Annotated in this window: 23 protein-coding genes; 8 read left to right on the top strand and 15 right to left on the bottom strand. The window is 64.7% G+C overall.

What is annotated here, in order from left to right:
- Positions 1-20: 20 nt before the first annotated feature.
- From WKB88_RS01740 to WKB88_RS01730, 3 genes are read right to left on the bottom strand one after another with little or no spacing between them, the layout of a single operon-like run.
- The gene (locus WKB88_RS01740) at positions 21-1,814 is read right to left on the bottom strand and encodes an ABC transporter ATP-binding protein (protein ID WP_341392817.1); all 1,794 of its coding nucleotides are present in this window, start codon (positions 1,812-1,814) and stop codon (positions 21-23) included.
- Positions 1,807-3,927 carry a hypothetical protein gene (locus WKB88_RS01735; RefSeq protein WP_341392816.1) on the bottom strand — a complete coding sequence of 707 codons (2,121 nt, stop codon included), beginning with the start codon at positions 3,925-3,927 and terminating at the stop codon, positions 1,807-1,809. The genes WKB88_RS01740 and WKB88_RS01735 overlap by 8 nt, the downstream gene beginning before the upstream one ends.
- Entirely contained in the window at positions 3,924-5,006 is a 1,083-nt protein-coding gene (locus tag WKB88_RS01730; RefSeq protein WP_341392815.1) for an aminoglycoside phosphotransferase family protein, read from the bottom strand. Before WKB88_RS01730 ends, WKB88_RS01735 begins: the two co-directional genes overlap by 4 nt.
- A gap of 200 nt (positions 5,007-5,206) precedes the next feature.
- On the opposite strand from WKB88_RS01730, the gene WKB88_RS01725 reads away from it, so the two are divergent.
- Genes WKB88_RS01725 through WKB88_RS01715 form a run of 3 tightly spaced genes read left to right on the top strand, consistent with a single transcriptional unit; the run spans position 5,207 to position 7,779 of the window.
- Entirely contained in the window at positions 5,207-5,596 is a 390-nt protein-coding gene (locus WKB88_RS01725) for a hypothetical protein (RefSeq protein WP_341392814.1), read from the top strand.
- Positions 5,597-5,602: 6 nt separating this feature from the next.
- Positions 5,603-7,090 carry a sensor histidine kinase gene (locus tag WKB88_RS01720; protein ID WP_341392813.1) on the top strand — a complete coding sequence of 496 codons (1,488 nt, stop codon included), beginning with the start codon at positions 5,603-5,605 and terminating at the stop codon, positions 7,088-7,090.
- Complete coding sequence (locus WKB88_RS01715) at positions 7,087-7,779, top strand: response regulator transcription factor (protein WP_341392812.1); 693 nt, start codon at positions 7,087-7,089, stop codon at positions 7,777-7,779. The genes WKB88_RS01720 and WKB88_RS01715 overlap by 4 nt, the downstream gene beginning before the upstream one ends.
- 72 nt (positions 7,780-7,851) lie before the next feature.
- On the opposite strand, the gene WKB88_RS01710 is transcribed toward WKB88_RS01715, so the two are convergent.
- Positions 7,852-9,192 (bottom strand): APC family permease, encoded by a 1,341-nt coding sequence (locus WKB88_RS01710; protein WP_341392811.1) that lies wholly within the window; start codon positions 9,190-9,192, stop codon positions 7,852-7,854.
- Between the two features lie 166 nt (positions 9,193-9,358).
- Between WKB88_RS01710 and WKB88_RS01705 the strand changes: the two genes are divergently transcribed.
- Positions 9,359-9,922 carry a GNAT family N-acetyltransferase gene (locus tag WKB88_RS01705; protein WP_341392810.1) on the top strand — a complete coding sequence of 188 codons (564 nt, stop codon included), beginning with the start codon at positions 9,359-9,361 and terminating at the stop codon, positions 9,920-9,922.
- A gap of 10 nt (positions 9,923-9,932) precedes the next feature.
- Here WKB88_RS01705 and WKB88_RS01700 read toward each other — a convergent pair whose 3' ends face one another.
- From WKB88_RS01700 to WKB88_RS01690, 3 genes are all read right to left on the bottom strand, one after another.
- A complete protein-coding gene (locus WKB88_RS01700) occupies positions 9,933-11,186 on the bottom strand; it encodes an MFS transporter (RefSeq protein ID WP_341392809.1) in 1,254 nt (417 codons plus the stop codon).
- 203 nt (positions 11,187-11,389) lie between these two features.
- The gene (locus tag WKB88_RS01695; protein WP_341392808.1) at positions 11,390-11,857 is read right to left on the bottom strand and encodes a GNAT family N-acetyltransferase; all 468 of its coding nucleotides are present in this window, start codon (positions 11,855-11,857) and stop codon (positions 11,390-11,392) included.
- A gap of 163 nt (positions 11,858-12,020) precedes the next feature.
- Complete coding sequence (locus tag WKB88_RS01690) at positions 12,021-12,950, bottom strand: LysR family transcriptional regulator (RefSeq protein ID WP_341392807.1); 930 nt, start codon at positions 12,948-12,950, stop codon at positions 12,021-12,023.
- A 72-nt stretch (positions 12,951-13,022) separates the two neighbouring features.
- Between WKB88_RS01690 and WKB88_RS01685 the strand changes: the two genes are divergently transcribed.
- Positions 13,023-13,997 carry a DMT family transporter gene (locus WKB88_RS01685; protein ID WP_341392806.1) on the top strand — a complete coding sequence of 325 codons (975 nt, stop codon included), beginning with the start codon at positions 13,023-13,025 and terminating at the stop codon, positions 13,995-13,997.
- Between the two features lie 45 nt (positions 13,998-14,042).
- Here WKB88_RS01685 and WKB88_RS01680 read toward each other — a convergent pair whose 3' ends face one another.
- Positions 14,043-14,519: an NUDIX domain-containing protein gene (locus tag WKB88_RS01680; protein ID WP_341392805.1), complete on the bottom strand. Its 477-nt coding sequence runs from the start codon at positions 14,517-14,519 to the stop codon at positions 14,043-14,045.
- A gap of 130 nt (positions 14,520-14,649) precedes the next feature.
- Between WKB88_RS01680 and WKB88_RS01675 the strand changes: the two genes are divergently transcribed.
- Positions 14,650-15,588, top strand: a complete 939-nt coding sequence (locus WKB88_RS01675; protein WP_341392804.1) for a 5'-3' exonuclease — start codon at positions 14,650-14,652, stop codon at positions 15,586-15,588.
- 27 nt (positions 15,589-15,615) lie between these two features.
- Here the strand turns inward: WKB88_RS01675 and WKB88_RS01670 are convergent, their stop codons facing one another.
- From WKB88_RS01670 to WKB88_RS01660, 3 genes are all read right to left on the bottom strand, one after another.
- Positions 15,616-16,440, bottom strand: a complete 825-nt coding sequence (locus tag WKB88_RS01670) for an ATP-binding cassette domain-containing protein (protein WP_341393196.1) — start codon at positions 16,438-16,440, stop codon at positions 15,616-15,618.
- A gap of 96 nt (positions 16,441-16,536) precedes the next feature.
- Positions 16,537-17,583 carry an ABC transporter permease gene (locus WKB88_RS01665; RefSeq protein WP_341392803.1) on the bottom strand — a complete coding sequence of 349 codons (1,047 nt, stop codon included), beginning with the start codon at positions 17,581-17,583 and terminating at the stop codon, positions 16,537-16,539.
- Between the two features lie 60 nt (positions 17,584-17,643).
- Positions 17,644-18,639 carry a substrate-binding domain-containing protein gene (locus tag WKB88_RS01660; protein WP_341392802.1) on the bottom strand — a complete coding sequence of 332 codons (996 nt, stop codon included), beginning with the start codon at positions 18,637-18,639 and terminating at the stop codon, positions 17,644-17,646.
- 324 nt (positions 18,640-18,963) lie between these two features.
- Here WKB88_RS01660 and WKB88_RS01655 point away from each other — a divergent pair, with 324 nt between their 5' ends.
- Positions 18,964-19,704, top strand: coding sequence for a GntR family transcriptional regulator (locus tag WKB88_RS01655; protein ID WP_341392801.1), 741 nt, complete (start codon positions 18,964-18,966; stop codon positions 19,702-19,704).
- An 87-nt stretch (positions 19,705-19,791) separates the two neighbouring features.
- Positions 19,792-20,694: a 5-deoxy-glucuronate isomerase gene (gene iolB / locus WKB88_RS01650; protein WP_341392800.1), complete on the top strand. Its 903-nt coding sequence runs from the start codon at positions 19,792-19,794 to the stop codon at positions 20,692-20,694.
- A gap of 53 nt (positions 20,695-20,747) precedes the next feature.
- Here the strand turns inward: iolB and WKB88_RS01645 are convergent, their stop codons facing one another.
- From WKB88_RS01645 to WKB88_RS01630, 4 genes are read right to left on the bottom strand one after another with little or no spacing between them, the layout of a single operon-like run.
- Positions 20,748-22,238: a sugar porter family MFS transporter gene (locus WKB88_RS01645; RefSeq protein ID WP_341392799.1), complete on the bottom strand. Its 1,491-nt coding sequence runs from the start codon at positions 22,236-22,238 to the stop codon at positions 20,748-20,750.
- Entirely contained in the window at positions 22,235-23,134 is a 900-nt protein-coding gene (locus tag WKB88_RS01640) for a sugar phosphate isomerase/epimerase family protein (RefSeq protein ID WP_341392798.1), read from the bottom strand. Before WKB88_RS01640 ends, WKB88_RS01645 begins: the two co-directional genes overlap by 4 nt.
- Before the next feature lie 13 nt (positions 23,135-23,147).
- Positions 23,148-24,167 carry a Gfo/Idh/MocA family protein gene (locus tag WKB88_RS01635; protein WP_341392797.1) on the bottom strand — a complete coding sequence of 340 codons (1,020 nt, stop codon included), beginning with the start codon at positions 24,165-24,167 and terminating at the stop codon, positions 23,148-23,150.
- Between the two features lie 33 nt (positions 24,168-24,200).
- Positions 24,201-25,142 (bottom strand): sugar phosphate isomerase/epimerase family protein, encoded by a 942-nt coding sequence (locus WKB88_RS01630; protein WP_341392796.1) that lies wholly within the window; start codon positions 25,140-25,142, stop codon positions 24,201-24,203.
- Between the last annotated feature and the right edge of the window lie 88 nt (positions 25,143-25,230).

Genomic DNA, 25,230 nt, shown 5'->3' with positions numbered 1-25,230 from the left:
CAGATGGAGCTGCGGCGCCGTCAGATTCGCGTGGCTGGTCGTTCGGGGGCCAGCAGCAGTTCATTCGCGTCCCGGTAGAGGCCTGGTCGTGACGAGAGTTCGGTGTGTGTTCCGGCGTCGACAACTCGTCCGTGTTCGATGACGTACACCCTGTCGGCGTCGCGCAATGTTGATAGCCGGTGGGCGATGACCAGAACGGTGCGTCCGGCAGTGAGGCGGGCCAGGCCGGCCATTACATAGGACTCACTGATGGCGTCCAATCCACTGGTCGGTTCATCGAGCACCACGATGGGAGTGTCGGCAGCCAGCGCCCGGGCGATGGCGATGCGTTGTCGCTGTCCTCCGGACAGGGATGAACCGTGCTCCGCAATCTGTGTGTCGTATCCCTGGGGCAGGCGGTCAACGAACTCGTCGACGTACGCCGCTTGTGCGGCGGCCAACAGGTCCTCGCGGCTGGCGTCGGGGGCACCGTAAGCGATGTTGTCCAGAACCGAACCGGAGACCATCAGCGGGTCCTGCAGGACGACGGCGATCTGGCTGCGTACCGAGTCCAGGGTCAGCTCACGGACGTCCTGGCCGTCGAGGAGCACCTGTCCGGCGGTGACGTCGTAGAACCGTGGGACCAGGCTGACGAGCGTCGATTTACCGGCACCCGTGCGGCCGGCAAGCGCCACGACCTCGCCCGGTCCGGCGGACAGGGATATTCCGTGCAGGACCGGGTGACCTGGCTCGTACCCGAAAGACACGCCACGCAGTTCGACGTCGCCGCGCAGCGGTTGGGCGTCCAAGGCGTCGCGGTGTTCGGGTATCACCACGGTGGAGCGCAGCACCTCCTCGACCCGTTCGGCGCCCGCCTGGGCTTTGCCGACCGTCGACGCCAGTCGCGCCAGCGCTTTCATGGGCCCGTAAACCTGCGCAAGGTACGCCAGCAACACCACGAGCACTCCCAGGCTCAGTTGGCCGCGCAGGACCATAGTGGCTCCGACGAACAATACGGCGGCGCGTCCGACCTGGGAGATCAGCTCGACGGCGGCCGGCAGCCGGGAGAGGAGGTCGACTTGGCGCAGTCCCGCTTCCATCCGGGCCTGGGAGTGGGTGCGGAACCGTTCCAAGCTGCGGCGTTCGGCGGCGAAGGACTGTAGCAGCCGAATGGTGGACAGGGTTTCGGTGACGTGGCTTGAAACCCGGCCCTCACAGACGCGGGCTTCACGGGAGGCTTGCTTGATGGCACCGCGGTAGTGCCGGACGACGGCGTACAGTGCCGGGACGACGCACAACAGCAGGACAGCGAAGACGGGTTCGATGAGCACCGCGATCAGGACGATCCCGATCAGCAGTGCCACGTTGGGCAGCAGGGTGGCGAATACCGCTACCAGCAGCACCTGGATGGCATTGACGTCGCCGGTGAGGCGGGTCGCGAGGTCCCCGACCCGCTGCCGGTCATGGAAGGCAAGGGACAGGCGCTGGAGGTGGGTAAAGATGTCCATGCGCAAGTCGTTGGTGAGACGTTCCCCAATCGCCAGCAGGATCCGGGAGGACAGGTAGCTGACCAGGGCAGCCAGGACAGCCAACACCACCAAGGCTGCTGCGCAGATCGCCAGGACCGCATCCGGGGAGTCGGCTAACGGTCCAAGGAGGTTTCCGAGCGGGCCATCCGGCGAACGCCGGTTCAACACGTCATCGACGATAATTTTCAATGGCCACGGCAGCGCCAGTTCCAGTGCTGCCACGACCAGCACCAGCACGCCACCGAGCAGCAGCCGGGCCCGGTAGGGCCGAATGAGAGGGCTGAAGCTGCGCAGGACCTCAAGCACGGTTGGGTTCCCGGTTTGGTTTTGGTCGCGTCGGGCTCCCGGCACCAACCGTCCGCGGTACGGACCCGGGCCGCTCATGACCGGCTTTGGGCAAAGTTGAATTCGTTGGGTGTGTCGGGTGCAGCAGGCTCTCAGCGGCACCGATCAGTCTGGGGCCGGTTTGCTCGTCGACGGGGCCGGTGCCCACCACCAGATGCAGGTGTCGACCGCACCCGTCCGCGGCGCCGACCAGGGCATGCCCGGTACTCGGGCTGGTGCCGACCAGCTGGCTGGTGTGTTCGGCTGGGTCATGCGCCACCCAGACGTCAAGCGCGGCGGTGCCTGCTCCCCACCACGTTCGTCCCTGAACCGGATTGATCGCATGCCTGCCGGTACGTAACAAATAGGGGTAGTCCGGGGACAGCGCCACGGTGGTCCTCAGCTCCCCGGGCAGCATCGTCCGGTGTACGCACACCACTATCGCGGTGCCGTCGGCGCGTAGCAGTACCCGTTTGGCCAGGCCCCGGTCCGGACCCGGTTCGACGTCGATCAGTTCCACTACTGCCGCCTCGGCGGTGACCTCGACCCGGCTGAGATCGTGGCGGTGGGTCTCGGTACCCAGCACGCTCAGCGCGCCCGGATGGTTTGGCGGGGTCTGCATGTGCCGGTGCAGTTCGGTCTGAAAGTTCCAGTGGTCAAGCGGGTTTCCGATGACGATAACGCCGGCCGGGCAGGACCCGGCGCTGCGGGTCACCATCAAGCTGACCCGGCCGCCGTGACGGGGCGAGAGCACGATGAAGAGCCGGTCGCTGCTGATGATCAACTCCTCATGGCCGTCATTGTCGATGTCGGTGAGCAGCACCTGCAACTCGTGACTGCCCGGGTCGGCGGCCCATCTGGCCGCCGCCAGCACAGGCAGGGCGTCGGCAGCGTGCGCAGCGGTGGCCCGCACCCATGGAGCCGGGGCCCGGCCGCCGTCGGGATGCGGATCCTGCCAGGCGGTTTCATGGCGGCCAAGCAGCACCAACCGTTCGGCCAGCGCGCACAATCCCGGGTCGGCCCCGTCGGCTTCGGCCTGCTCCAGCGCCGCTTCGACCCGCTCGAGGCATTCCGCGTACGGAGCCCACCTGGGGTCAGCTGCCCACCGGGAGTAGTCCTCGCCGGCGCCGTGCTGGTGCGCCAACTCGTAATAGGTGCCGGTCTCCGCCGGCAATTCAAGTACGGTCTCGGCCCGATCACACCAGGCATCAAGGGCGACCGGTTCCAGCATCTCGCTTTTGGTGACCCAGCGCAGGAACCGCGCATACCGGTCCAGGCCCTGTTCCCAACCGCCAACGCCGGCAACCCGTTCCAGGTCATCCGCGAAAACCAGCAAGGATCCCGCGGGTGCTGCCTGGGCGTCTTCCGCCAGCTCGGTGACCAGGCTGAGGTGGCTCGGATCGTGCGGAGGCACAAGGTAGCGCAGGTGAGAGGCGATCGGGACGCCGATCAATCCATCGCCACCGGTGATCCGGTACGGCGTCAAAGACCCGGGATGGAGCAGCCCGCGGGCAGTGGCCGGGAACCCGTCTTCATGCCACCGGTAGGGCCCCTTCGCATCGAAGGCCTCTCGTGCGCTGCCCGGATAGTGCCGGCCCTCACGCAGCGGGAAGGCCAGCCGGTCATCCAGCAGTACCCGCTCGTACCGCACCCCTGTGCCCTCAGCATCGCGCAGCGGCGGTCCGCACGCGGCGGTGTTCCACACCCGCTCAGGTACCCACGCGGTCCTCAGTTCCCTACGAGGTACTCCGAGGAGTTCCTCGACCAGATCGTGGTAGGTGCGCAACTGCCGGCGGTTGTGCCGGGCGGACGAGAGTGTCATCACGTTCTCCCCGTAGGTGCCGCCGATCAGGCTAATCAAACCGCCGGCCAGATGCTGGCGCAGCCGGGCCAGCACGGCCGGCCGGTGCCAGGCGAGCGCCTCCAGGACCGGCCCGGAGATGTGCAGTGCTGCCGGGATTCCCAGCTCGACGTGCAATGACAGGACCGCGTCGTATCCGGCGGCAGCTTCGCTGATCCCGTCGCGGTCGAGGTACCCGTCGGTGATGACAAACTGGTTGGCGTGGTGCACGAAGGCGATGGGCACGGCAGTCACGAGCCGGCCTCCTGTCCGGCGGCCAGGGACTCCAAAGCGCCCCGGACGCCGTTATCGAGCATGGCCTCGGCGATCCCGAGCCAGCGCTGGACCAGGTCGGCACGGCCGGTGCGGTAGGTGATCAGCTCGAAGTGCAGGCTCTGCACCAACGCCCGGGCCGCCTCGGCCGGTACTGCCTCCGCATCGGTGCCGCCGCGTCCCGTCCACCGGTCCCAGAACGTCAATGCAACGCTAACGCCGGCCCGGAAGGAGCCGGTACGCATCCACGAGACGATCAGCAGCTGCGCCAAGGCGTAGCCAACGTCGTAGGACGCCCGACGCAGCCCGGCGGTGTCGACATCAATCGCGGTGACCGCCGGCGGTCCCCCACCGCTGATGAACAGGTTCTCCGGGTGCAAATCACCGTGCGAGGCCACGAGCCCGGCAACCGGTGCGCGTCTGGGGTGGTACAGGCACCGGTGGACAGCCTCGCTGATCTGAAGCAGCCTTCGGGCGTCGAGGGGATACCGGTCGGCAAGCAGCCCGCTCTGGCGGCACAGCTCATCGCCCGCCCGGTGGGCAATGCGGTCCGGCAAGGTGACCTGCAGCGACTGCAACCGGACCAACCAGTCGGCCGCGGCGACCGCGGCTGTGTCCCGACCAGCTGGCGGGGACTGCAGCCAATGGGCCCAGTTCTTCCCGTCCGCCAGGTCGGTCACCAGAGTGCGATGCGAGACGGACCACCCACGTTCCCGGGTCACCGCGAATTTCGCCGGCGGGGCAAAACCCTCCTCGGCCAGCAGCTGCAACCACCGCCGGGTCCACGCCCCCCGGTCATCGGAGTATTGCTTGAGCACCAGTTCCCGGCCGCTGCTCAGCTTCAGCAGGGCCAACCGCTCGGGCCCGCGGCGCAGCATACGCACCTCGGCAAGGGCCCCCGCCAGCGCTGGGGCGGCCTCGGCCAGGACCTCGGTGGCCCACTGCACCGATCCGGCGGCGGCCGCAGCAGAACCTGCGCCGGGTAGTGATGGCCGAACGGTCTCGCTTCGTGTCACCAAAGTGCGGGACGGCGGAAATTGATACTGAGTGTGAGTCGTCATGTTAGGTGCTCCCGCGGTGGTTACTGGTTTCCTTACTACGAGGATGAGGGGCGCGGATAAGCCCTGCCTTGGCCGGGCATGAGAGATTTCTTATCTACGGGCTTGCGGCCCCGGAAGGCTTCGCCGGCGTTCCTGCACCTGAGAGACTTCTAATGTCCGGCTCGGCTGGACGCTGAGGTTCAGGAGGTAGGCTTCGTCACATGACTGGTCGCCGGTTTGCTGCGCTGATAGGGGTCCCGGTCCTGCTGGCTGCTGCTTGGGTCCTCGGCGGAGCGGTCGTTACCCACCCCCCGGTGGACCTGGGGAGCGTGGTCGTGGTCAGTCCCACCGGACCATCGACTACTACCGAGGATCCGTCGACCCCGGACTCCTCCCCGCCTCCACCCGCGCCCGCCGCTCCGCCTGTTTTGGCACCCATGTCTCCCGCTGCGCCGGCAGCACCGACGGGAGCCACCAGGGTCGCAGGAGAGCCCGCACCCGCAGCAGGGGAGCACGAGGATGACGATGACACCGAGGAGGCCGGCATTGATGACAGCGTCAGCAATGATGACCGCGACGACGGCGTCGTCGACGACGACACCGACGGCTGAACTGACGTGCCGGCGCATACTTCGTCCAGTGCCTCGGGGCTGAGCGCCCGCACCCGCATCATCGGCTGGATGATGCTGCTGGTGACGCTGGCGCTGGCCACGGAGTTCGTCATTGCCGCCCGCGTGCTGACGGAGCGAGCCGAGGCGGAATTCGACCGGGAGCTGATCCACGAAGGCGACAAGCTGCGCGACTTCGCCGAGCGGGCTGCAGACCCTGTCACCGGGGAATCGTACCGAGACGTGGGTGCCCTGCTTGCCGGTTATCTCGCGGCGGTTGTGCCCAATGCCGACGAGACGCTGTTCAGCCTGGTCAATGGCCGGCCCGCGCACCGTGCCCGCGCCGAGCCGCCGGCACGGCTCGACACAGACCCGACATTCGTGGGTCTCGCCGCTGACCTGAGCCAGCCGAAGTCCGGTACGGTGACCAGCGCCGCCGGTCCCGTCCGGTATGCGGTTTTCCCGGTACGGGTCGACGGCGATCCAGACAGCGGCGCCCTGGTGGTGGCCGAATTCACCGCCCCGGCGATGGAACGGGTGGCCTCCACAGTCCAGGTGTTGGTCGTTGGCAGCTTGGCGGCACTGGTCTTGGCGGGTCTGGCAAGCTGGGTGATCGCCGGCCGGGTCCTGGCCCCCATCCGCATGCTCCGCCAGACCGCCGAGACCGTTCGGGACTCCGACCTCGACCAGCGGATCACGGTGACCGGCAACGACGACGTCGCAGCCCTCGCACATACCTTTAACCGGATGCTGGACCGTCTGCAGACCGCGTTCACCGGTCAACGGCATTTCCTGGACGACGCCAGCCACGAGCTGCGCACGCCAATCACCGTGATCCGCGGTCACCTTGAGCTGATCAGTGAGGATCCTGCAGAACGTTCGCGGACCCTAGCCCTCGTGCTGGATGAGCTGCAGCGAATGAACCGTTTGGTTGATGACCTGATGCTGTTGGCTAAGGCTGAACGCCCCGATTTTCTGGATCTGCACCAGGTCGACGTTACTGACCTCGTGATGGAGGTCCTCAGCAAGGCCAGCGCTCTCGGCGAGCGGCGGTGGTCGGTGTCCGAGGTCACTGAACACACGGTGCTCGCCGACGGTCAACGCCTTACCCAAGCGCTGATGCAGTTGGGGGTCAACGCCGTACGGCATACCAGGCCCGGGGACCGGATCTCTATTGGTGTCCGGGTCGTCGCCGGCCGGCTTTTGTTCAGCGTCGCTGACACCGGCACCGGCATCGCACCCGAGGACGTCCCGCGCATTTTCGATCGCTTCACCCGCGTCGGGCACTGCGGTGATCACGGCGGCCGCGGCGATGGGGCAGGCCTGGGTTTGCCCATCGTCGCCTCCATCGCGCGTGCCCACGACGGGCAGGTGCTGTTGGACAGCACCCCGGGACAGGGCTCGACCTTCACCCTCGATCTACCCCTTGTACAGGCCAAGGACCAACCCCGCAACACCCAAACCGCGGTCACCCGCCTGTCCAAGGTGCAGCCGTGAACCGGATCCTGGTCGCCGAGGATGAGCCCCGCATCGCCTCGTTCCTGGACAGCGGCCTGAGCAGCAATGGGTTCATCGTCACAGTGGTGGGCGACGGGGAGTCTGCGTACCAGTACGCTCGTACGGGAGCGTTCGACCTGATGGTGCTCGACCTCGGCCTGCCGATCAGAGACGGCCTGACCGTGCTCCGGATGCTGCGCGCCGAGAACATCGATGTGCCGGTGGTCGTTCTGACCGCCCGCGACAGCGTTGCCGACACCGTCACCGGTCTGGAGAGCGGCGCCGATGACTACATTTCCAAGCCCTTCGGCTTCGACGAGCTGCTCGCCCGTGTGCGGCTCAGGCTGAGAGGGCCGGGCCACAACCCGGCACCGACGAGGCTGCGCGCCGGTGACATGACCCTGGACCTACGCACCCGCAGGATCTTGATCGACAGCGAGGTGGCGGAGGTAGAGCTCACCGCCCGTGAATTCGCCCTTGCCGAGGTGTTCTTCCGCCATGCCGACCAGGTCCTGACCCGCGAACAACTGCTCAGTCGGGTGTGGGGCCTGGACTTTGACCCCGGTTCCAATGTCATCGAGGTCTACGTCCGTTATCTGCGCAGAAAACTCGGGAACTCCAGGATTGAGACACTGCGCGGCATGGGGTACCGGCTGCACCTACGCCCCCGGGCCGTCGACCCAACCTAGTGGCTCCCCCGCGGCTGTCGCCGCAGTCATGCACGCTCCCTTTCTAATCCGCGGAAGCGGGCGTGCCGCGATTTAGTCGGCACTCACGCGTTCCCCGTGTTTGCGCCCGGCACGGGCAGCGAGGAACAACAACGATCCAACGACAATGTAGGCGGCGGCACCGAGCCAGACGGCCGCGGTTTGTTGTGTGAGGAGCGCGATGCTCGCAATGATCGCCAGGACCGGCACGAATCGGGGTGCACTGAAGTGGTCGTGGTCGACTTTGTCCTTTTTGAGGACGAGGACGCTGACGTTGGCGGAAAGGAACACCAGGAGCAGGAGCAGCACGGTGGTTTCGGCCAGCGTGGCGACATTTCCGGTCAGGGTAAGGACGATCGTCAATCCGGCAACAACAACAATGGAGACCCAGGGAGTGCGGCGGCCCGGCAGCACGCGGGCGAAGGCGCGAGGGAGCAGTTCTGCTTCTGCCAATCCGTAGCCGACACGGCTGGCCATGACCATGAACAGCAGCGCTCCGTTGGCAATGGCAATCAGAGCGATGATGCTGAATAGTCCGGGCGGGATTCCAACACCGCTGGCGGCGACGACGTCGAGCAGCGGTCCGGTGGAGTCGGCCAGTTCGGCCGGGGGCATGACAATGACTGCACCGAGTGCGATGAGGAGGTAGACAACCCCGGCGGTGCAGATGGCGCCGAACAGCGCGCGGGGGTAGGCCTTGGAGGGGTTGCGTACTTCCTCGGCCATGTTCGCTGCGGCCTCGAAGCCCAGGAAAGAGAAGAACGCGACGATCGATGCGGCGAAGGCTCCCTGGAGGGGCGGTACGTCTGGTGCGAACTCAAGCAGCCGGGATGGTTCGCCGTTGCCGGCGGCGAGGACGATGGCGGCAACGACGATGACGATGACGAGGCCGGTTACCTCGATGACAGAAGCTACGAGGTTCGCGGCGAGGGACTCCTTGACGCCGCGAAGGTTGATCAGGGTCAGCAGGATGATGAATACGACCGCTGCGGGAGCGGCGGGCACGTCGATGAGCGCGGTGAGGTAATCGCCAGCGAAGGCGTTCGCGAGGGCGGCTGCTGTAGTAATTCCTGAGGCCATCATCAGGAAGCCGACGAGGAATGACACGTAGGGGATGCCAAAAGCCCGGTCGGCGTAGCGTGCGGCGCCGCCGGCGTGCGGGTACTTGGTGATCAGCTCCGCGTAGGTCGCGGCAGTGAGTAGCGCGACGACCAGAGCGATCAGCAGGGGTATCCAAATCGCGCCGCCGACATCGGCGGCCATGGTACCCACGAGGGTATAGATGCCGGCACCGAGGGTGTCGCCTACGATAAACGCGAACAGCAGCGGCGCACCGATTGCCCGCTTCAGCCCGGTTGGTGTTTTTGATGCGGTGGTGCCGGGTTCCTTCGTCATTGGGCTATTGGATTCCGTTTGCGGTCCCTGCGCAAGCACTTGGGCGAAATCCAGTGCACCAAATGTGCTGGGACAGGTAGGCCAACGTCGTTTTCCTGCTCGCAGGCCTGTCGGAACATGCTCGCCTGGCACGCCCCTTGGGAAGCAGGAGATAGCCTGAGCCACTATGAGAGAAATCGGCCAGAAAGTTGACTACGCCCGGTTCGAAGACGTTGCGCCGGACGAGCTTTGGGGTGAGATCGCGAGTCTCTTCGTCTTGAGCTTCGGAGCGCCTCCGTACAACGAATCACCAGAAGAGCTTCAAAGCATCGATAAGTGGGGCCCCGATAAACTTGCCAGTCCTGGCGGGCGACTTGTCGCGGCGAGACACGATGGACACGTGATCGGTTTTGCGTTATCTCAGAGGCTTGACCAGGACAGCTCCTGGCTGCGACGGCTCAACGCATTGCTGCCAGCGCTAGACGGGCCAATCTCGCCGTCGAGAACCGCTATTGTCCAGGAACTCGCTGTCGACAAAGAGTACCGAGGCCGCGGTATAGCCAAACAGTGCGTCCGTGAACTTCTCTCGAATCGAACCGAACAGGACGTCGTCCTGGGCGTTTTCGGCCAAGCCTCCCAGGTCCGGGAAATCTATAAACACTGGGGTTTTTCCGAGCTCGGTACCTCCCCCATCTACGGCGGGACCGTGACTTTGCATGCCCTGCACCACAAGCTCCCTTGGCCGGCCTAGTCATATCCGTTTACTCGTGGTCCACCTCGGCGGCGGTGATTGCTTTGTCCGTGAGAATGGGCATCAACACCAAGAGGCCGAGGGTGAGTACTCCCATAATTCCGAACATGGCTTGCAGGCCCAGCCACTGGGACAGCACTCCCCCGGCAGCTGCCCCGATGGGCATGGTTCCCCAGGCTAAAAGACGGTAGGCACTGTTGACCCTGCCGAGTAGCCGGTTGGGGGCGATACGTTGACGCAGAGATACCGTGATGACATTCCACAGCACAATCAGTATTCCGCCCACGAGGAGAATGGGCCCCAGAATGTAGGGGTTGTTGGCGAGTGCTGGTGCTCCGACGAACAAGGCGCAGCCCAGAATACAGAGTGCCAGGGATTTGGACCGGCCCAGCTTCGCTTCCACTGAGTCGGAGATGAACGAACCGATAAAGGCACCGACGGCGGACGTCGTCAGAAGTATGCCGAAGCCAACTTCAGATAGCCCCATTTCGGAAGTTGGCCCTACGGCGAAGAGAACAAGGACGGCGAACGCCGCGCTGGACGCAAAGTTGACGACACCGGTCATCGCTGCGAGCGTGCGAAGGACTTTCTGATTCCAGAGGTACCTCAGGCCTTCCCTGATGTCGAACCGCAGTGTCGTCTTCTGTTCTCGTTCTATGCGAAAACTGCCCGGCACTAGGAGTAGTCCGCCTACCGCTGCAAGCCACAGGGCCGCCGGAACAGCGAAACCCGCAACCACCCCGATACCTATCAATAGCCCACCCAGTGGAGGGCCTATGAACTGGTTGGCGGTAAGCTCAGCGGCGTAGAGCCGTCCGTTGGCGCGTGAAAGCTGATCTTTGTTCACAATCTGGGGCAGGATCGACTGCGCTGAGGTGTCGTAGAGGGTTTCCGCTACCCCAACCGTTAGGGCGACAACGTACAGAGCCCAGATAGACCCGAGATCGAGAAGGATCACCGCTATCAGCAAAGCGGGTAGGACAGCGCGGCTCAAGTTGGCCCACAGCATGAGCTTTCGTCGATCAACCCGGTCCGCCAGGGCTCCGGCCGTCAACGCGAAGAAAAGCCACGGAAGTGTGGCGGCGACAGTGAGCCCCGCGATCAGCGTCGGAGACTGCGTGAGCTGAATCGCCATGAGCGGGAGCGCAATCTTAAACACCCCATCCGCGAGGTTGGAGAGCCCGGACGACGTCCACAGCTTCCAGTACGTAGTTCCGAGAGGTAAGCCGTCCGTCGTTTTCACTTGCGGGGCGTTAGGGGTCATACCGTGAACCATCGCACAGCGATTGATAACATTCAAGGGCATTGAGTTATCCCAATAGCCCCTGCGCCTGCGTCCATGACCCATCCGAAGCGTCCGGACGAGAAACAGCAGAATCCCTATTGCCAACGCCCAAGAAACCAAGGTACTGGCTCATCCACGGCGCCTGCCTTACGGGATCCTTCGATGGGGCACAGATTCAAGATTTAGAGGTGCTTCTTCATTTTCGTGGTCACTATTTCGTAACCCATCGATTCGTAGAGTCCTCGGGCGCCGTGGTTGAATCCGAAAACGCTGAGTCCAAGAGTGTGGGCGCCTTGGGAACGCGCGTAGTCTTCGGCTAGCCTCATTGCCTTCCTGCCTAGCCCTTTGCCGCGATGCTCCTCATTAATGACTATGTCCCAAACCCACCAAGAGCGATTATCTTCAGTACTGTCAGTTCCAACCCAGAGGTAGCCAATGGTTGTGCCAGTACCGTCAAGAACATCGAACACGGCATTATCTATAGTTGGAATATTCTCAGGAAACGCGGCATCGAGGCTCTCATAAGCGCGCCGATGTGCCTCGTGCGGGGATTCCCCTGTCGTAATGAGATCAGATGCGTATTCAGTGCGGCTTCGCTCCATCCAGGCAGGGAATTGTTGGGCGCTGAGAGAAATGAGCTGAACAGTCATTTGATCAGCTTGACAGTGAGGTGCAAGAGCAGCAAAAGCCGTTACCGAGATCCTCGCAGAGAGTGTGAGAGCGTCTCACGAACGATGGAATTACAGGAAGCTCGATAGGTCCCAGTAAGGGATCCTGTAGGGCGACACTTCCCAGTTGATTCAACGTTCCGAATCAGACGGTTCCTTCTGCGTCTTTGCCGTTCGCACGGGTGGGCGCGGCACAGTTCTGGAGAGTCCTAAGGACTTTTTGAACGGCTGTCCGGTGCAGGCTTTCGGGGCGGCAGAGGATGTCGACGTGTCTGCTGAGGTGTACATCGCGAAGTGGTTTGAGGACTATGCCGCTGCCGGGTTGGGGTGCTGCGGTGTAGCGGGGCATGAGCGCGACGGCGGAACTGTTCGCGATAATCGTGGCGGCAACAAAGAACTCGTTGATCCGATGCGTGATGTTCAGAGGTTTCCCTGCGTGCACGGCGATGCTGTGCAGAGCTGATACCAATGGAAATCCATCCTGAACAGACACCCATTCCTCATCGATAAGCTCCCCGACACCGACGGTGGACTGACCGGCCAGAGGATGTTGATCCGACATGGCGACATCCAAGGGTTCACGCACCAGGGGTAGCACCGTCAGGGACGACGGCCAGGGCGCGCTGTGCTCGAGGCGGTGAGCGATCACCAGGTCATAGTCAGCTGCGAGGGCGGGAAAGGCATCTTGCCCTACGTCCCGGTCGTGACAAACAAGGCGTGGATTACCCTCGCCGGCAAGGTCGCCCAGAAGTGGGCCGAAGTAGGTCAGGGCGGCGCTGTTGAATGCGCAGATCTTCACTGTCGCGGTGGGGTCCTGCACGTACCGGCTCACGGCCTGCTCCGCGGAGCTCATGGCGACGCTGATCTGGACGGCCGCTTCGGCCAATGCCTGCCCGGCACCGGTGAGGACCAGGTTTCTACCTCGGCGTTCTGTCAGGGGAACCTCGACCCGGCGCTGTAACGCGGTGAGCTGCTGGGACACAGCAGACGGTGAAACATGGAATGCCCGTGCCACGGCAGCCAGACTCCCGCGTTCGCCCAGCTCCCTGAGCATTCGCAATTGATGCACATCCATAAGTGAATGCTAAACCCTCAGTTCAGCAACTGCCCTCTCGTCTAATTGATAAGGACCGGCCACACTCGAAAAGTGCCATCATTCCTTTCACCCCTAACCTCACCGAACTCCTTCTCCCGGCGTTTACGACAGGGCCGTCACGGTCATTTCCTCTCCGGACTCGTTGCACGACGCGTCGATGTCCTTCTCCTGCTGGTCGCCGTGGTGTGGGGCAGCAGCTACCTGGCAGCGAAAACTCTCACCGACACGGTCGGCGTCACCGTAATTCTCTCCCTGCGGTTCCTCATCACCACCGCTGCGCTGGTCGTCATCGCGCTCATATGGAACCGGCGCAAGGTGGGACTGCGTGAGAGTGCCGTCGGCGTCGTACTCGGCCTCACCCAGGCGGCCGTACTGATCCTGGAAACCCACGGGATCGCCGGCACCAGTGCCACGAATGCCGGCTTGATCATCAGCCTCGTCGTCGTTTTCACCCCGGTCGCCGAGAGCATCGCCTTCCGGGTGAAGCTACCGCGCCTGGGACTCGGGGCCGGCGTGATCGCCGTCGTCGGTGTATGTCTGCTCGTTTCCGAGGACGGGCTCGCTACCCCGACTCCCGGCGACACTCTGATGCTCGCCGCCGCGATCGTCCGTGCAATCCACGTCACCGCCGTCTCCAGCCTTACCCGGGGACGGAACTACAGCCCGCTGACTCTGACTCTGGTGCAAAGCGCCGTTTGCGCCGTCGTCTACACCGCCGCGGACCATACCGGCGTCCTTGCCGCCATCAGAACCTTCAACCCGGCACAGTGGCTCGGCGTCCTCTACCTGGGCCTGGCCTGCAGCGTCTTCGCGTTCCTCGTCCAAACCTGGGCCATCCAGCAGACCTCTGCTTCACGAGCCAGCCTCCTCATGGGTACCGAACCCATCTGGGCCGTCCTCATCGGACTCACCTTGGGACAGGACACCCTCGCCCTCCTGGGGCTCCTCGGCGCCGCACTCATCATCACCGGCACCTACCTCGGACTGCGAGCCGAAACCCGCCACCGAAACCAGCGGATTCATTGAACTCTGATTAATCCGCCCCAGGAGACCAGCACTCCTCCCCCGAACTCAGGTCCCAGCCGAAGGGCCGCCGAGACGGCCGATCAGCGCATCCAGAACCTGCACCTGCCCCTTAACCAGCTTGGTGCGGGCCACGGACTCGGGAAACCAGCCGGCGTCGTTGATCTCCGGATACTCCCGCACCTTGCCCGAGCCCGGCGGCCACTCCAGGGCAAAGGTATTGCTATCGATCCGATCAGGGGCGTACCCGGCCTCAGCGGCAAACACGGTAATCGACTTTTTCGAGGACTGGCGGAAGGTGCCCAGCCAGCTGTACGCGGCGTCGGGCGCCGGTGAGCCCATTTCCTCACCGAACTCGCGTAAAGCCGCAGCGAGCGGCTCCTCTCCATCCAGATACTCGCCCTTGGGAATCGACCAGGCGTGGGTATCCTTCCGGGCCCAGAACGGCCCGCCCATGTGCCCGATCCATACCTCCAGCCCGGCGGCAGTACGCCGGTACAGCAGAATTCCAGCACTGGTGATCAAGACGGTCCTTCCCTGCCGACGTGAAATGCTCCCAGCCTAGGCGACCGTCTCCCCCGCTGCGACCGACAGCCAACCGGCGTCCAACCCCGGCTTCCTCCCGCGGCCCTCCGATTCATGCAAGGATCGGCGTATGCCCTCGCGACTGATGCTGCTGGATACTGCGTCCCTGTACTTCCGCGCCTTCTACGGCGTGCCGGATACGATCCGCCGCAGCGACGGAACGCCGGTCAACGCCGTGCGCGGGCTGCTGGACATGATTGCCCGGCTCACTACGGACTACGAAGCCACCCATCTGGTCGCCTGCTGGGATGACGACTGGCGACCCCAGTGGCGGGTGGACCTGCTCCCCACCTACAAAACGCACCGGGTCGCTGAAGTGGTGCAGACCGGGCCCGACGTCGAAGTCGTCCCCGATCCGCTGGAGCCGCAGATCCCGATGATCCTGCGCACGCTGGAACTGGCCGGCATCGCCGTCGTCGGCGCTCCGGACCATGAAGCCGACGACGTGATCGGCACCTACGCCAGCTCCGCGGACCTGCCGGTGGACGTGGTGACCGGCGACCGGGACCTGTTCCAGCTGATCGACGACGACCGGAAGGTGCGCGTGATCTACACGGCCCGCGGCATGAAGAATTTGGATGTGCTGACCGAGGCGTCCATTGTCGAAAAGTACCGGGTGCTGCCGGTGCAGTACGCGGACTATGCCACCCTGCGCGGAGATGCTTCCGACGGTCTGCCCGGCGTCTCGGGAATCGGCGAGAAGACCGCGGCCTCGCTGCTGGGCGAGTACGGTTCCCTCGAGTCGCTGCTGGCGGCCGCGCAGGATCCGGAGAGCGGCCTGTCCGCACCCGTGCGGGCAAAGCTCGCGGCCGCCGCCGACTATCTGGCGGTGGCTCCGACCGTTGTGAAGGTGGTCCGCGACTTGGATCTGCCCACGCTCGACGACGCCGGCGCCCGGCTGAGGCCGATCACCGGTGATGCGCGGGCCGAGCTGGAGAAGCTCGGCAGGGAGTGGAATCTGGGCGGCTCAGTCACCCGGCTGTTGGAGGCCTTCGACCGGTTTAACTGAGCTTACGGGCCCACCTTCACCGGCATCTTACGCGCGGCCGGATTCGCTGCCGGCAACTTCGGCTTCCACCTGCGCCACCACGTCCTGATGGCTGCCCAGCTCCTCCAGCTCGGCGGCCAGCTCTTCCAGTTCGCCGCCGCCGGCCATCTGGGACGTCAGCTGCCCCAGCGTCACATCCTTTTTGTCGTAATAGCCAATGGACCGGCCGCGCTTGAGCAGCAGGAAACTGTCCCCCACCGGATAGGCATGGTGCGGGTTGTGGGTAATGAAGATGACGCCAAGGCCGCGGTCCCGGGCCTGCAGGATATAGCGCAGGACGACGCCGGACTGCTTGACGCCCAGCGCCGCTGTCGGTTCGTCCAGGATCAGTACCTTGGCCCCGAAGTACACGGCACGGGCAATGGCCACGCACTGGCGCTCGCCGCCGGAGAGCTGGCCGATGGGCTGCTCAACGTCGCGCAGGTCGATGCCCATGTCCTGCAGTTCTTTCCGGGTAATCTCTTTCATCCGCTCCACGTTGAGGCGCTTAAAAGGCCCCGCGCCGGTGGTGAGTTCGGAGCCCAGAAAGAAATTGCGCCAGATCGGCATCAGGGAAACCACGGCAAGGTCCTGGTACACGGCGGCGATGCCCAAATCCAGGGCTTGCCGGGGCGAGGAAAACCGGCGTTCCTCCCCCAGCACCGTGAACGTCCCGCCGTCGTGCGGATGGAGCCCGGCGATGATTTTGATCAGCGTGGATTTCCCCGCGCCGTTGTCGCCCAGCACGCAGGTGACGCTGCCGGCGTCGACCGCCATCGTCACGTCCCGCAGGGCAATGATGTTGCCGTAGTGCTTGCTCACGTCCGCCAGCATCAGCAGATGGCTGTCGGCGGCTTCCGCGGCATCCGGTGGTCCGTCCGGCCTTGCTGACGGGCCGCTGTCCAAGGTGTCCATAACGATCTCCGTCCGCTAACTCTGTTCGGCCCGGCGTTTGACCACCAGGTTGACGATGGTGGCCAGCAGCAGCATCAGGCCCAGGAAAAACTTGAACCAGTCCGGGTTCCACTCCGCATACACGATGCCCTTGTTGGCCATGCCAAAAATGAACGCCCCGATCGCCCCGCCGATGGCCGAGCCGTAACCTCCGGTCAGCAGGCAGCCGCCGATGACGGCCGCAATGATGTAGAGGAACTCGTTGCCGATGCCTTCACCGGACTGGACGGTCGAAAAGGCAAACAGGTTGTGCATCCCCAGCAGCCAGGCGCAGAAGCCCACCCCCATGAACAGGCCGATTTTGGTTCTGACGACCGGGACTCCGACGGCACGGGCCGCATAGGCGTCCCCGCCGGACGCAAAAATCCAGTTCCCCACCCTGGTGCGCAGCAGGATCCAGGAGGCAACGGCCACCAGTCCGATCCAGATGAACACCGTGATCCGCACGTCCACACCGGCTATGTTCACCGAGGAGGCGAACACCGCCTTGGCGGAATCAAAGCCGTCCATGGTGGAGATCGACGGCGTGGAAACACTGCCGCCGATGGCCCGCGTCAGGCCCAGGTTCAGACCGGTGAGCATCAGGAAGGTTGCCAGGGTGACGATGAAGGAGGGCAGCTTGGTCTTGATCAGGATCCAGCCGTTGATGAAGCCGATGCTCAGCGACATCACCAGCGCCAGCGCCACGCCCACCCACACGTTCATGGAGAAATACCAGCTGAACAGTGATGCCATCAGGGCCGAGCTGATGACCGCGACGCCGGTGGAGAGATCGAATTCGCCGCCGATCATCAGCAGCGAAACCCCCACAGCCATGATGCCGATGGTCGACGCCCCGTACAGCACGGTGGCGATGGAACCGGGCTGGAGGAAGATCGGCGCGACGGCCGAAAAGAAGATGAAAAGCGCAATGGCGCCCACGAGCGCCCCGATCTCCGGCCGCCCCAGCAGCTTGGCCAGCGGGCTCTTGGCGGCCACCCGCTCGTCCGCCACCGGTACTGCAACAGTCACTGCGTTTGCCATGTCACGTTCGCTTTCTCTGTACTTCGAAGCCTGTGCCGGCCGCGGAGCGGGCTGATTCCGTCAGCGGATGCCGTCTTCGGCGAAGGACGCCACCTGCTCGGCATTGGTGGAATCGATGATGGTGGGACCGGTCAGGACCGGCTGCCCTCCCCCAATCTGGAAGCCGCCGCGCGTGTTCTGCCAGAGAGCATCAACAGCGCCGTACCCCTGCATCCACGGCTGCTGGTCAACGGTGAAGATGACCTCGCCGTTGACGATCCGTTCGGCCAGTTCCGCGTTCAGGTCGAAGGAAGCCACCTTCGCCTCGCTGCCGGAGGTGCCGACGGCGTTCAGGATGGTGAGGGTATAGGGGGCACCGAGACCGATGACGACGTCGGCGTCGGCGGATGTCTGCAGCTTCGCCGTCACTGTCGACTCCACCTGCGTCATATCCGTGCCCGGCACGTACAGGATCTCCGTTGCCGGAACCTGGGCCTGGACACCGGCGCAGCGGTTCTCGAGCCCGACGTGGCCCTGTTCCTGGATGACGCAGATTGGATGCGTATAGCCGTCAGCGGCCAACCGCTGGCCCACGGCTTCCCCGGCAAGGCGCTCGTTGGAGCCGAAGTGGGTAAAGGCACCCAGCTCGGCCGAGCGGTCCTCGCCGGCGTTCAGGCTAACCACGGGGATGCCGGCGGCCTGCGCCTGCTCCAGCGCGGAGGCTACGGCGTCGGGCTTGGCCAGAGTGACGGCAATGCCGTCCACACCCTGCTGCACCGCCTGCTCAATGAGCTGCGCCTGCCGGCCGCCTTCGGGGTCGGAGAGGTACTGCAGCTCCACATTGTCCTTCTGCGATGCCTCTTCCGCGCCCTTGCGCACTATGTCCCAGAAGGTGTCTCCGGGGGCGGCATGGGTAATCAGGGCGATCGTGATCCGGTCCGTTCCGGCGACTTCGCCGCCGCCCTCCCCGCCGGTTTCCGGCTCGCGTCCTCCCGAACTGGAGCACGCCGTGAGAACGAGGGCCGGAACCAGTACACCGGCCGCTGCCAGTTTCCGCCAGGAAAGCTTGTGTGACACGAGAGTCTCCTTTGTCTTCGTGATCCCCGCCCTGAACCTTCGGTCGGCCCGCGGAGGCGTGACTCCACTTCAGCTGGGAAGTCCAGAATAGCGACACGCCTCACAGAGTCAATGGATTGTCAGGACATATACACACCAGGAAAGACCTGTGGCCGCCCGGGCGGCGGCCAGCGACGGTCCCGGGCTGTGACCGGCGTCGCTGTGTACAATCGAAGGACACTTTTGTCCTGACATAGCGCGGCAGTGCAGACGAGCAGGGCAGACAAAACGGACCGGGGCCAGGCCTCCGTACAGCAGACCGGGAAGTAAGCGAAGGAGCGGCACATGGGTGCAGAACTCAACATTCCGATCGACCGGTCCTCCCCGGTGCCGCTGTACCACCAGGTGGTCCAGGGCATCGAAGCAGCCATCCACAGCGGCGAGCTGGAATACGGCTCCAGACTGGACAATGAAATCGAGCTCGCCGGCAAACTGAAACTGTCCCGTCCGACCATGCGCAAGGCGATGGATGAGCTGGTCCGCTCCGGACTGCTGGTGCGGAAGCGGGGCGTTGGCACGCAGGTGGTCTCCAGCCAGGTACGGCGCCGGCTGGAGCTCTCCAGCCTGTACGACGATCTGCAGCGGGGCGGCCAGAAACCCTCCACGGAAGTGCTGGAATTTCGCCACGGACCGGCAGATCAAGATATATCCCGGGCACTGGAGCTGCCGGACGGCGTCAACGTTTACCACCTGAAGAGGCTGCGCAGCGTGGGCGGGAAGCCCCTGGCACTGATGGAAAACTGGGTGCGGAACGACATCACGGAAATCACCGAGGAAGGGCTCCGCCGCGAGGGCCTCTACCAAATCCTCCGGAACGCCGGCGTCAACTTCCGCCTTGCCACCCAGCGGGTGGGCGCTACCGTCGCAACTGCCAAGCAGGCAGAGCTGCTGCACACCTCGCCGGGCGCCGCCCTGGTCACGATGGAACGCACGGCGGTGGACGACGCCGGCCGGAACGTGGAGACCGGCCGCCACGTCTACCGCGGAGACTCGTACAGCTTTGAAATGACCCTCGTCCAGTCGTAGCCGGACTCTTGACAGGACATTCTCACAAAGCAAGAATCGGCAGGACTTTTCCCTGTCCGCCGGCCGATGCCCAAGGAGACAGAATCCATGCCGGAAACACCTCAGTGGGTTTATCCCTTCGGTTCCGCGAACGACGGCGACTGGCAGGTATCGCTCGGCGCGTCCGATAGTGCCGCCCGGGTTCCGGGCTGGGCGCACACCGGCATCAAGGTTGCCGCGCTCGCCCCCGGTGCCTCCGTGTCTCTGCCCGCCGAGGATGAAGAACGGCTGGTCATCCCGCTCGAGGGCGCCTTCTCGGTCACTGTCGAGGGCACCAAATATGACCTGCGGGGCCGGCGCTCGGTCTTTCGCGGACCCACCGATGTCCTGTATTCAGGCATCCGGACGTCCCTGACCATCTCGTCGGAGGACGGCGGAAGGGTCGCCGTAGCGCTGGCACCTGCTTCGGCCGGCTATCCGGTCAGACTGGTCAGGGCAGAGGAAACGCCGCTGGAGCTGCGGGGATCCGGAGCCTGTTCCCGCCAGGTCCACAACTTCGGCACACCCGGGACACTCGAGGCTGACAGGTTCATCGTGTGCGAGGTCATCACCCCGGCCGGCAACTGGTCCTCCTATCCCCCGCACAAGCATGACGAGGAAAAGGACGGCGAGAGCAACCTCGAGGAGATTTACTACTTCGAGGCGCAAACGGCCGCTGACGCTCCGGCACCCCCGGCTACGGACCCCATCGGATTTGCACGGGTCTATGCCTCAGATGAGCGGCCGATTGACGTCAGTGCGGAGGTGCGCAGCGGCGACGTCGTTCTGGTGCCCTATGGCTGGCACGGTCCGGCAATGGCGGTGCCGGGCTACGACCTCTACTACCTCAACGTGATGGCCGGCCCCGGCCGGGTGCGGGAATGGCTGATCAGCGACGACCCGCACCACGGCTGGATCCGGCAAACGTGGGACACCCAGCAGATGGATCCCCGGCTTCCCTTCACCCCCTGAGGCCTTTCCCCTCCCCCTAACCCGGGAGGGGCAGCGGGGAGACCGGGAGTGGCTTAGCCGAGGGCCGGAGCCACGGTGGGACCCTGCCGGCGCAGGGCGGCGGCATCCCGGGCGTGGAACTGCTCCTCCAGTTCCTCCAGCGACTTCCCGCGTGTTTCGGGAAGATAGGCCTTCACGAACAGCACGGCGAAAATGCCGACGCCGGAGAACAGGAAGAAGGTTCCCGAGATCCCGATGGCCGCAGTGAGCATCGGGAAGCTGAAACCGACGGCGAAATTGACCATCCACAGAATGAAAGCCGTGCTGCCCATGCCCAGACCGCGGATCCGCAGCGGGAAAATTTCCGAGAGCATCAGCCAGGTCACCGGCGAAATGGCGCCCTGCTGGAAGGCCAGGAAGGAGACAGTGAGCGCCAGGATGACGAACCCGCGGCCGGTTCCTTCGGGCAGCACCAGGGAGAAGACTCCGATCAGTGCCAGCACCACTATGGTGCCCAGCTGTCCAACCATCAGCATCGGTCGCCGACCGACCCGGCCCAGCAGCCAAATCCCCACGAAGGTGGCCAGGACGGAAATCACTCCGTTGGCAATATTGGCCGTGAGCGCGGCTTCGGTGCCGAAACCGGACTCCTTCAGGATTTCCGTGCCGTAGTACATGATCGAGTTCACGCCGGTGATCTGCTGGCAGATGGCCACTCCCACGCCGATCAGGAAGATCCTGCGCATCCAGGGAACGTTGAGGTCGCGGATCGACCCCTTCTTGGCTTCATAGTCCTCACGGGCCAGATGCCGGACTTCGTCGAATTCCTTGCGGGCAGTGGCCTCGGTGCGGATTTTCTTCAGCACCTCAAAGGCTTCGGGGAAGCTGCCCATGGACGCGAGCCAGCGCGGGCTTTCCGGCACCCGCAGCATGCCCAGCCAGAGGCCGATGGCCGGCAGGGTGGCCAAGACCAGCATCCAGCGCCAGATGCCGAGGTTCTCACCCCAGATGTTGCCCAGCACGGCGTTGGTGATGAAGGCGAGCAGCTGGCCGGAGACAATCATCAGTTCGTTCCGGGTCACCATCTGGCCGCGCAGGTGGGCCGGGGACATTTCCGCCAGGAAGACCGGGACCATGGCGGATGCCCCGCCCACGGCCAGGCCGAGGATGAAGCGGAAGAACACCGTGATCTCCACGTTTGGCGCCAGCGAGACGCCGATGGTGCCCAGCAGGAATACCGCTGCCAGTCCCATGATCAGCCGCCGGCGGCCGAACCGGTCCGCGAGCCTCCCGCCGGTGATCGCGCCGAACGCCGCACCCACCAGCAGCGAACTGGTCACGAGGCCGGTGGTGACGGGGGTCAGGCCCAGATCTTCCTCCATGAACGGCAGGGCGCCGTTGATGACGCCGGTGTCATAACCAAACAGCAGGCCGCCCAGGGTACTGACGGCGGCGATCCTTTTGAGCTGCTTGTTGGGCTTGCGTTCATTCGCCGCCTCTCCCGGGCCCTCCCCGGCCGGGCCATCCGGTTGGAGTTCCTCATTGGGCTGGCTGGTCGCACTCATCGTTCCTCCGTCCCTGCCCGGCTTCGCCCGCTGCTCCGGACGAGGTCCTGCATAGTGGTGAGTTGATAGCGGGATACTTCAACGGCGTTTTCATTTTCGGCAAAGACGCTGGAAACCATGACTGTTTCCGGGCGGTCCAGGAATCCGCTCCCGGCCAGTGCCCCGAATAGTCCGGGCCAGTCCACATCGCCGTCGCCGATCTTCAGGTGCTGGTGCACACGCACGGGACTGCCCGGCGGGTTGGTGATGTACCGCAGCCCGGAGGACGCGGTGTGGTTCATGGTGTCGGCAATGTGGACCACCCGCAGCCGGTCCCCCGCCGCAGCAATAATCTCCGCCGGCGGGTCCGCCATGTGGAATGTGTGGGCGGCCACGTACACCATGCCGAGATTCGGCGAGTTGACTCCGCGGATCACCCGCCAGGCGGCAATGCCTTCCTCCACAAAGTCATCCGGATGCGGATCGATCGCTACATGAACGCCCTCGCGCTCGAACAGCGGCACCAGTTCTTCCATGGACCGGTAAAACGCCGCTTCCGATTCCTCCGGCTGTTCCGGCCGGCCGCTGAACTCGGTGTTCAGCTGGGTAACCCCAAGGTCGACGGCGATCTGCACCGCGCGTTTCCAGTAGCCGACGGCGGCCTGCCGCAGGTTTTCGTCCGGGGAGGACCAGCGCAGCACGGGCAGGACCGAGGCGATTTCCACCGACGCCTCTGCACAGGCCTTCCGCAGATCCGCCACCAGTGCGTTGTCGGCCTTGGGGTGGGTGAAGAAGGGCAGGACGTCGGGGTGTGGCGTGAGCTGGAGGTACCCATACCCCAGTTCGGCGGCGAGCCGCGGGAATTCCAGCAGGCCGTGGGTGCGGTGGAACGGGGTGGGGTCCAGGGCAATCTTCATGGTGAGCCTCTTCTCAGGCCTGGAGATACAGCGGCGGTTTGTCATTGAGGATGACGGCTACCTTTTGGCCGGTCCGCTGCGCCTCCACGCCCGCCTCGCAGCAGGCAGCCGCGGCGTACCCGTCCCAGGCGCCGGGCCCGGTGATGCTGCCCTGCCGCGCGGCGTCCACCCAGGCCTGAACCTCGCGGTCGTAGGCGGTGCTGAACCGTGCCGCGAAGCCCGGACTGACCGGACCGCCCCAGCGGCCCTGCGTACTGAGGTACGGACCGGCGTCGTTCCCGATCCGGAAAACACCCTGCTCAAACACGGCCTGCGTGGCTACCTCGTAGCCGAACTGGGCGTTGACGTAGATCTCCACGTCGGCGAGCACCCCGGATGCCGTTTCGAGCAGCACCTGCTGCGGATCCTGCTGGGCGGCGGGCGCGCTGCGGGTGGCTTTGCCGGTCCGGACCTGCACGGAGGTGATCTCTTCACCGGTGAAAAAGCGGACGGCGTCGAACTCGTGCACCACGGAGTCGTTGATCAGCATCTCGTTGGTGAAGCCGGGCGGGGTGGACGGGTTGCGGTGCTGGTGGTGCAGCATCAGCACCTCCCCCAGCTCGCCGCTGCGGATCAGTGCCTGGAGCTGCGCGTACTCGGAGTCGTAGCGGCGCATGAAGCCCACCTGGATCCGCCGGCGGCCCAGCTTTTCCTCGGCCTGCACCACGCGCCAGGCCGACGCCGAATCCGGCGTCAGCGGTTTTTCGCACAGCACCGGCAAGTCCCGGGCCAGGATGGCATGCAGGGCTTCTTCATGAAGGAAGCCGGGGGTGGCGAGCAGCACTGCGTCCGTGTCCGGGTTCCCCAGCGCGTCGGCTACGTCGGTCAGAGCGGCGGCGCCGGGGATTCCCGCAACAGCGGCTGCCGCGCGCTCCGGATCGATGTCGACGACGGCGCCCACCTCCGCTCCGTGGATGCGCCGGTGCAGGCGCTGGATATGGTCAACGCCCATGCGGCCGGCTCCGATGACGGCGACGCGGAGATTCTGGCTCATCTGAGCCTCCTTAAAGTCGGGCTGGGTTCGGTGTTAGGCGTCCGGCCGTGAGGAAATCCGGGTCGGGGAACTGCAGGAGAGCAGGTAGTCGCGGGTGCGGCGGGCAATGGGCAGCGGAATCCCGAAATCGGCGACCGGATACATGTCCTGCTCCACAATCCCGAAGAGCGGCCTGCCGAGGTTTTCCGCGGCAGCGATCACGCGGGAGAGGTCGGGCAGGCCGCGGGGAGGTTCCGTCATGACGCCGGCGAGGTTTGCCGCCGCCCAGGTCAGGTTCTGTTGCCGCACGTTGGCCAGGATCTCCGGGTCGATCTGCTTCAAATGGAGGTAGCCGATCCGGTCCGGATACCTGGAGATCAGTTCCACGCTGTCTGCTCCTCCGTACTCGGCGTGTCCGGTGTCCAAACACAGCGAGACCAGCGACGGGTCGGTTCCCTGCAGGAACCGCTCGATATCCGGCTGGGAGCACACGTGGGAGTCAGCGTGGGAATGGAACTGCTGCTGCAGTCCGTATTCCTCGCCCAGGATCCTGCCCAGCCGGTCGTGGCCGGAAAGCAGGTCATTCCACTGTTCGGCGGAAAGTTCGGGATTCTCCAGTGCCTCGCCGCTGACGTCGTCGCGCCACATTGCCGGAATCACCACCAAGTGCTCCCCGCCCAGCGCGGCCGCCAGTTCCGCCACTTTGCGGATGGGTTCCTCCGCAGTGCCCCCGTTCATTCCCCAGTGCCTGCCGCCGCGGTGAAAGGCCGTGAACACGGTGCCGGCGCTCAGTTTCAGGCTCCGCTGCGCCAGTTCATCGGCCAGCCGGACCGGATCAGTGGGCAGATAGCCGTAGGGGCCCAGTTCAATCCAGGAGTAGCCGGCTCCGGCAGCCTCGTCCAGGAAGCGCTGCCAGGGGGTCTGGAGCGGGTCATCGGGAAACCAGACACCCCAGGAATCGGGGGCGGTGCCGATGATGACTGTGTTCTCTTCCATTTAGCTGGTCCTGCCTTCTTCAGAGGATGTGGAAGTTTCCTGCTCTGTGAAAAGCTCCTGCCGAGACCGTACGGGTGAGCGCCGCTGC

The sequence above is a fragment of the Arthrobacter sp. G119Y2 genome, from assembly GCF_038069765.1.
GTDB lineage: Bacteria > Actinomycetota > Actinomycetes > Actinomycetales > Micrococcaceae > Arthrobacter_B.
The sequence above is the reverse complement of the archived record's forward strand: the minus strand, read 5'-3'. Positions and strand labels throughout refer to the sequence as shown.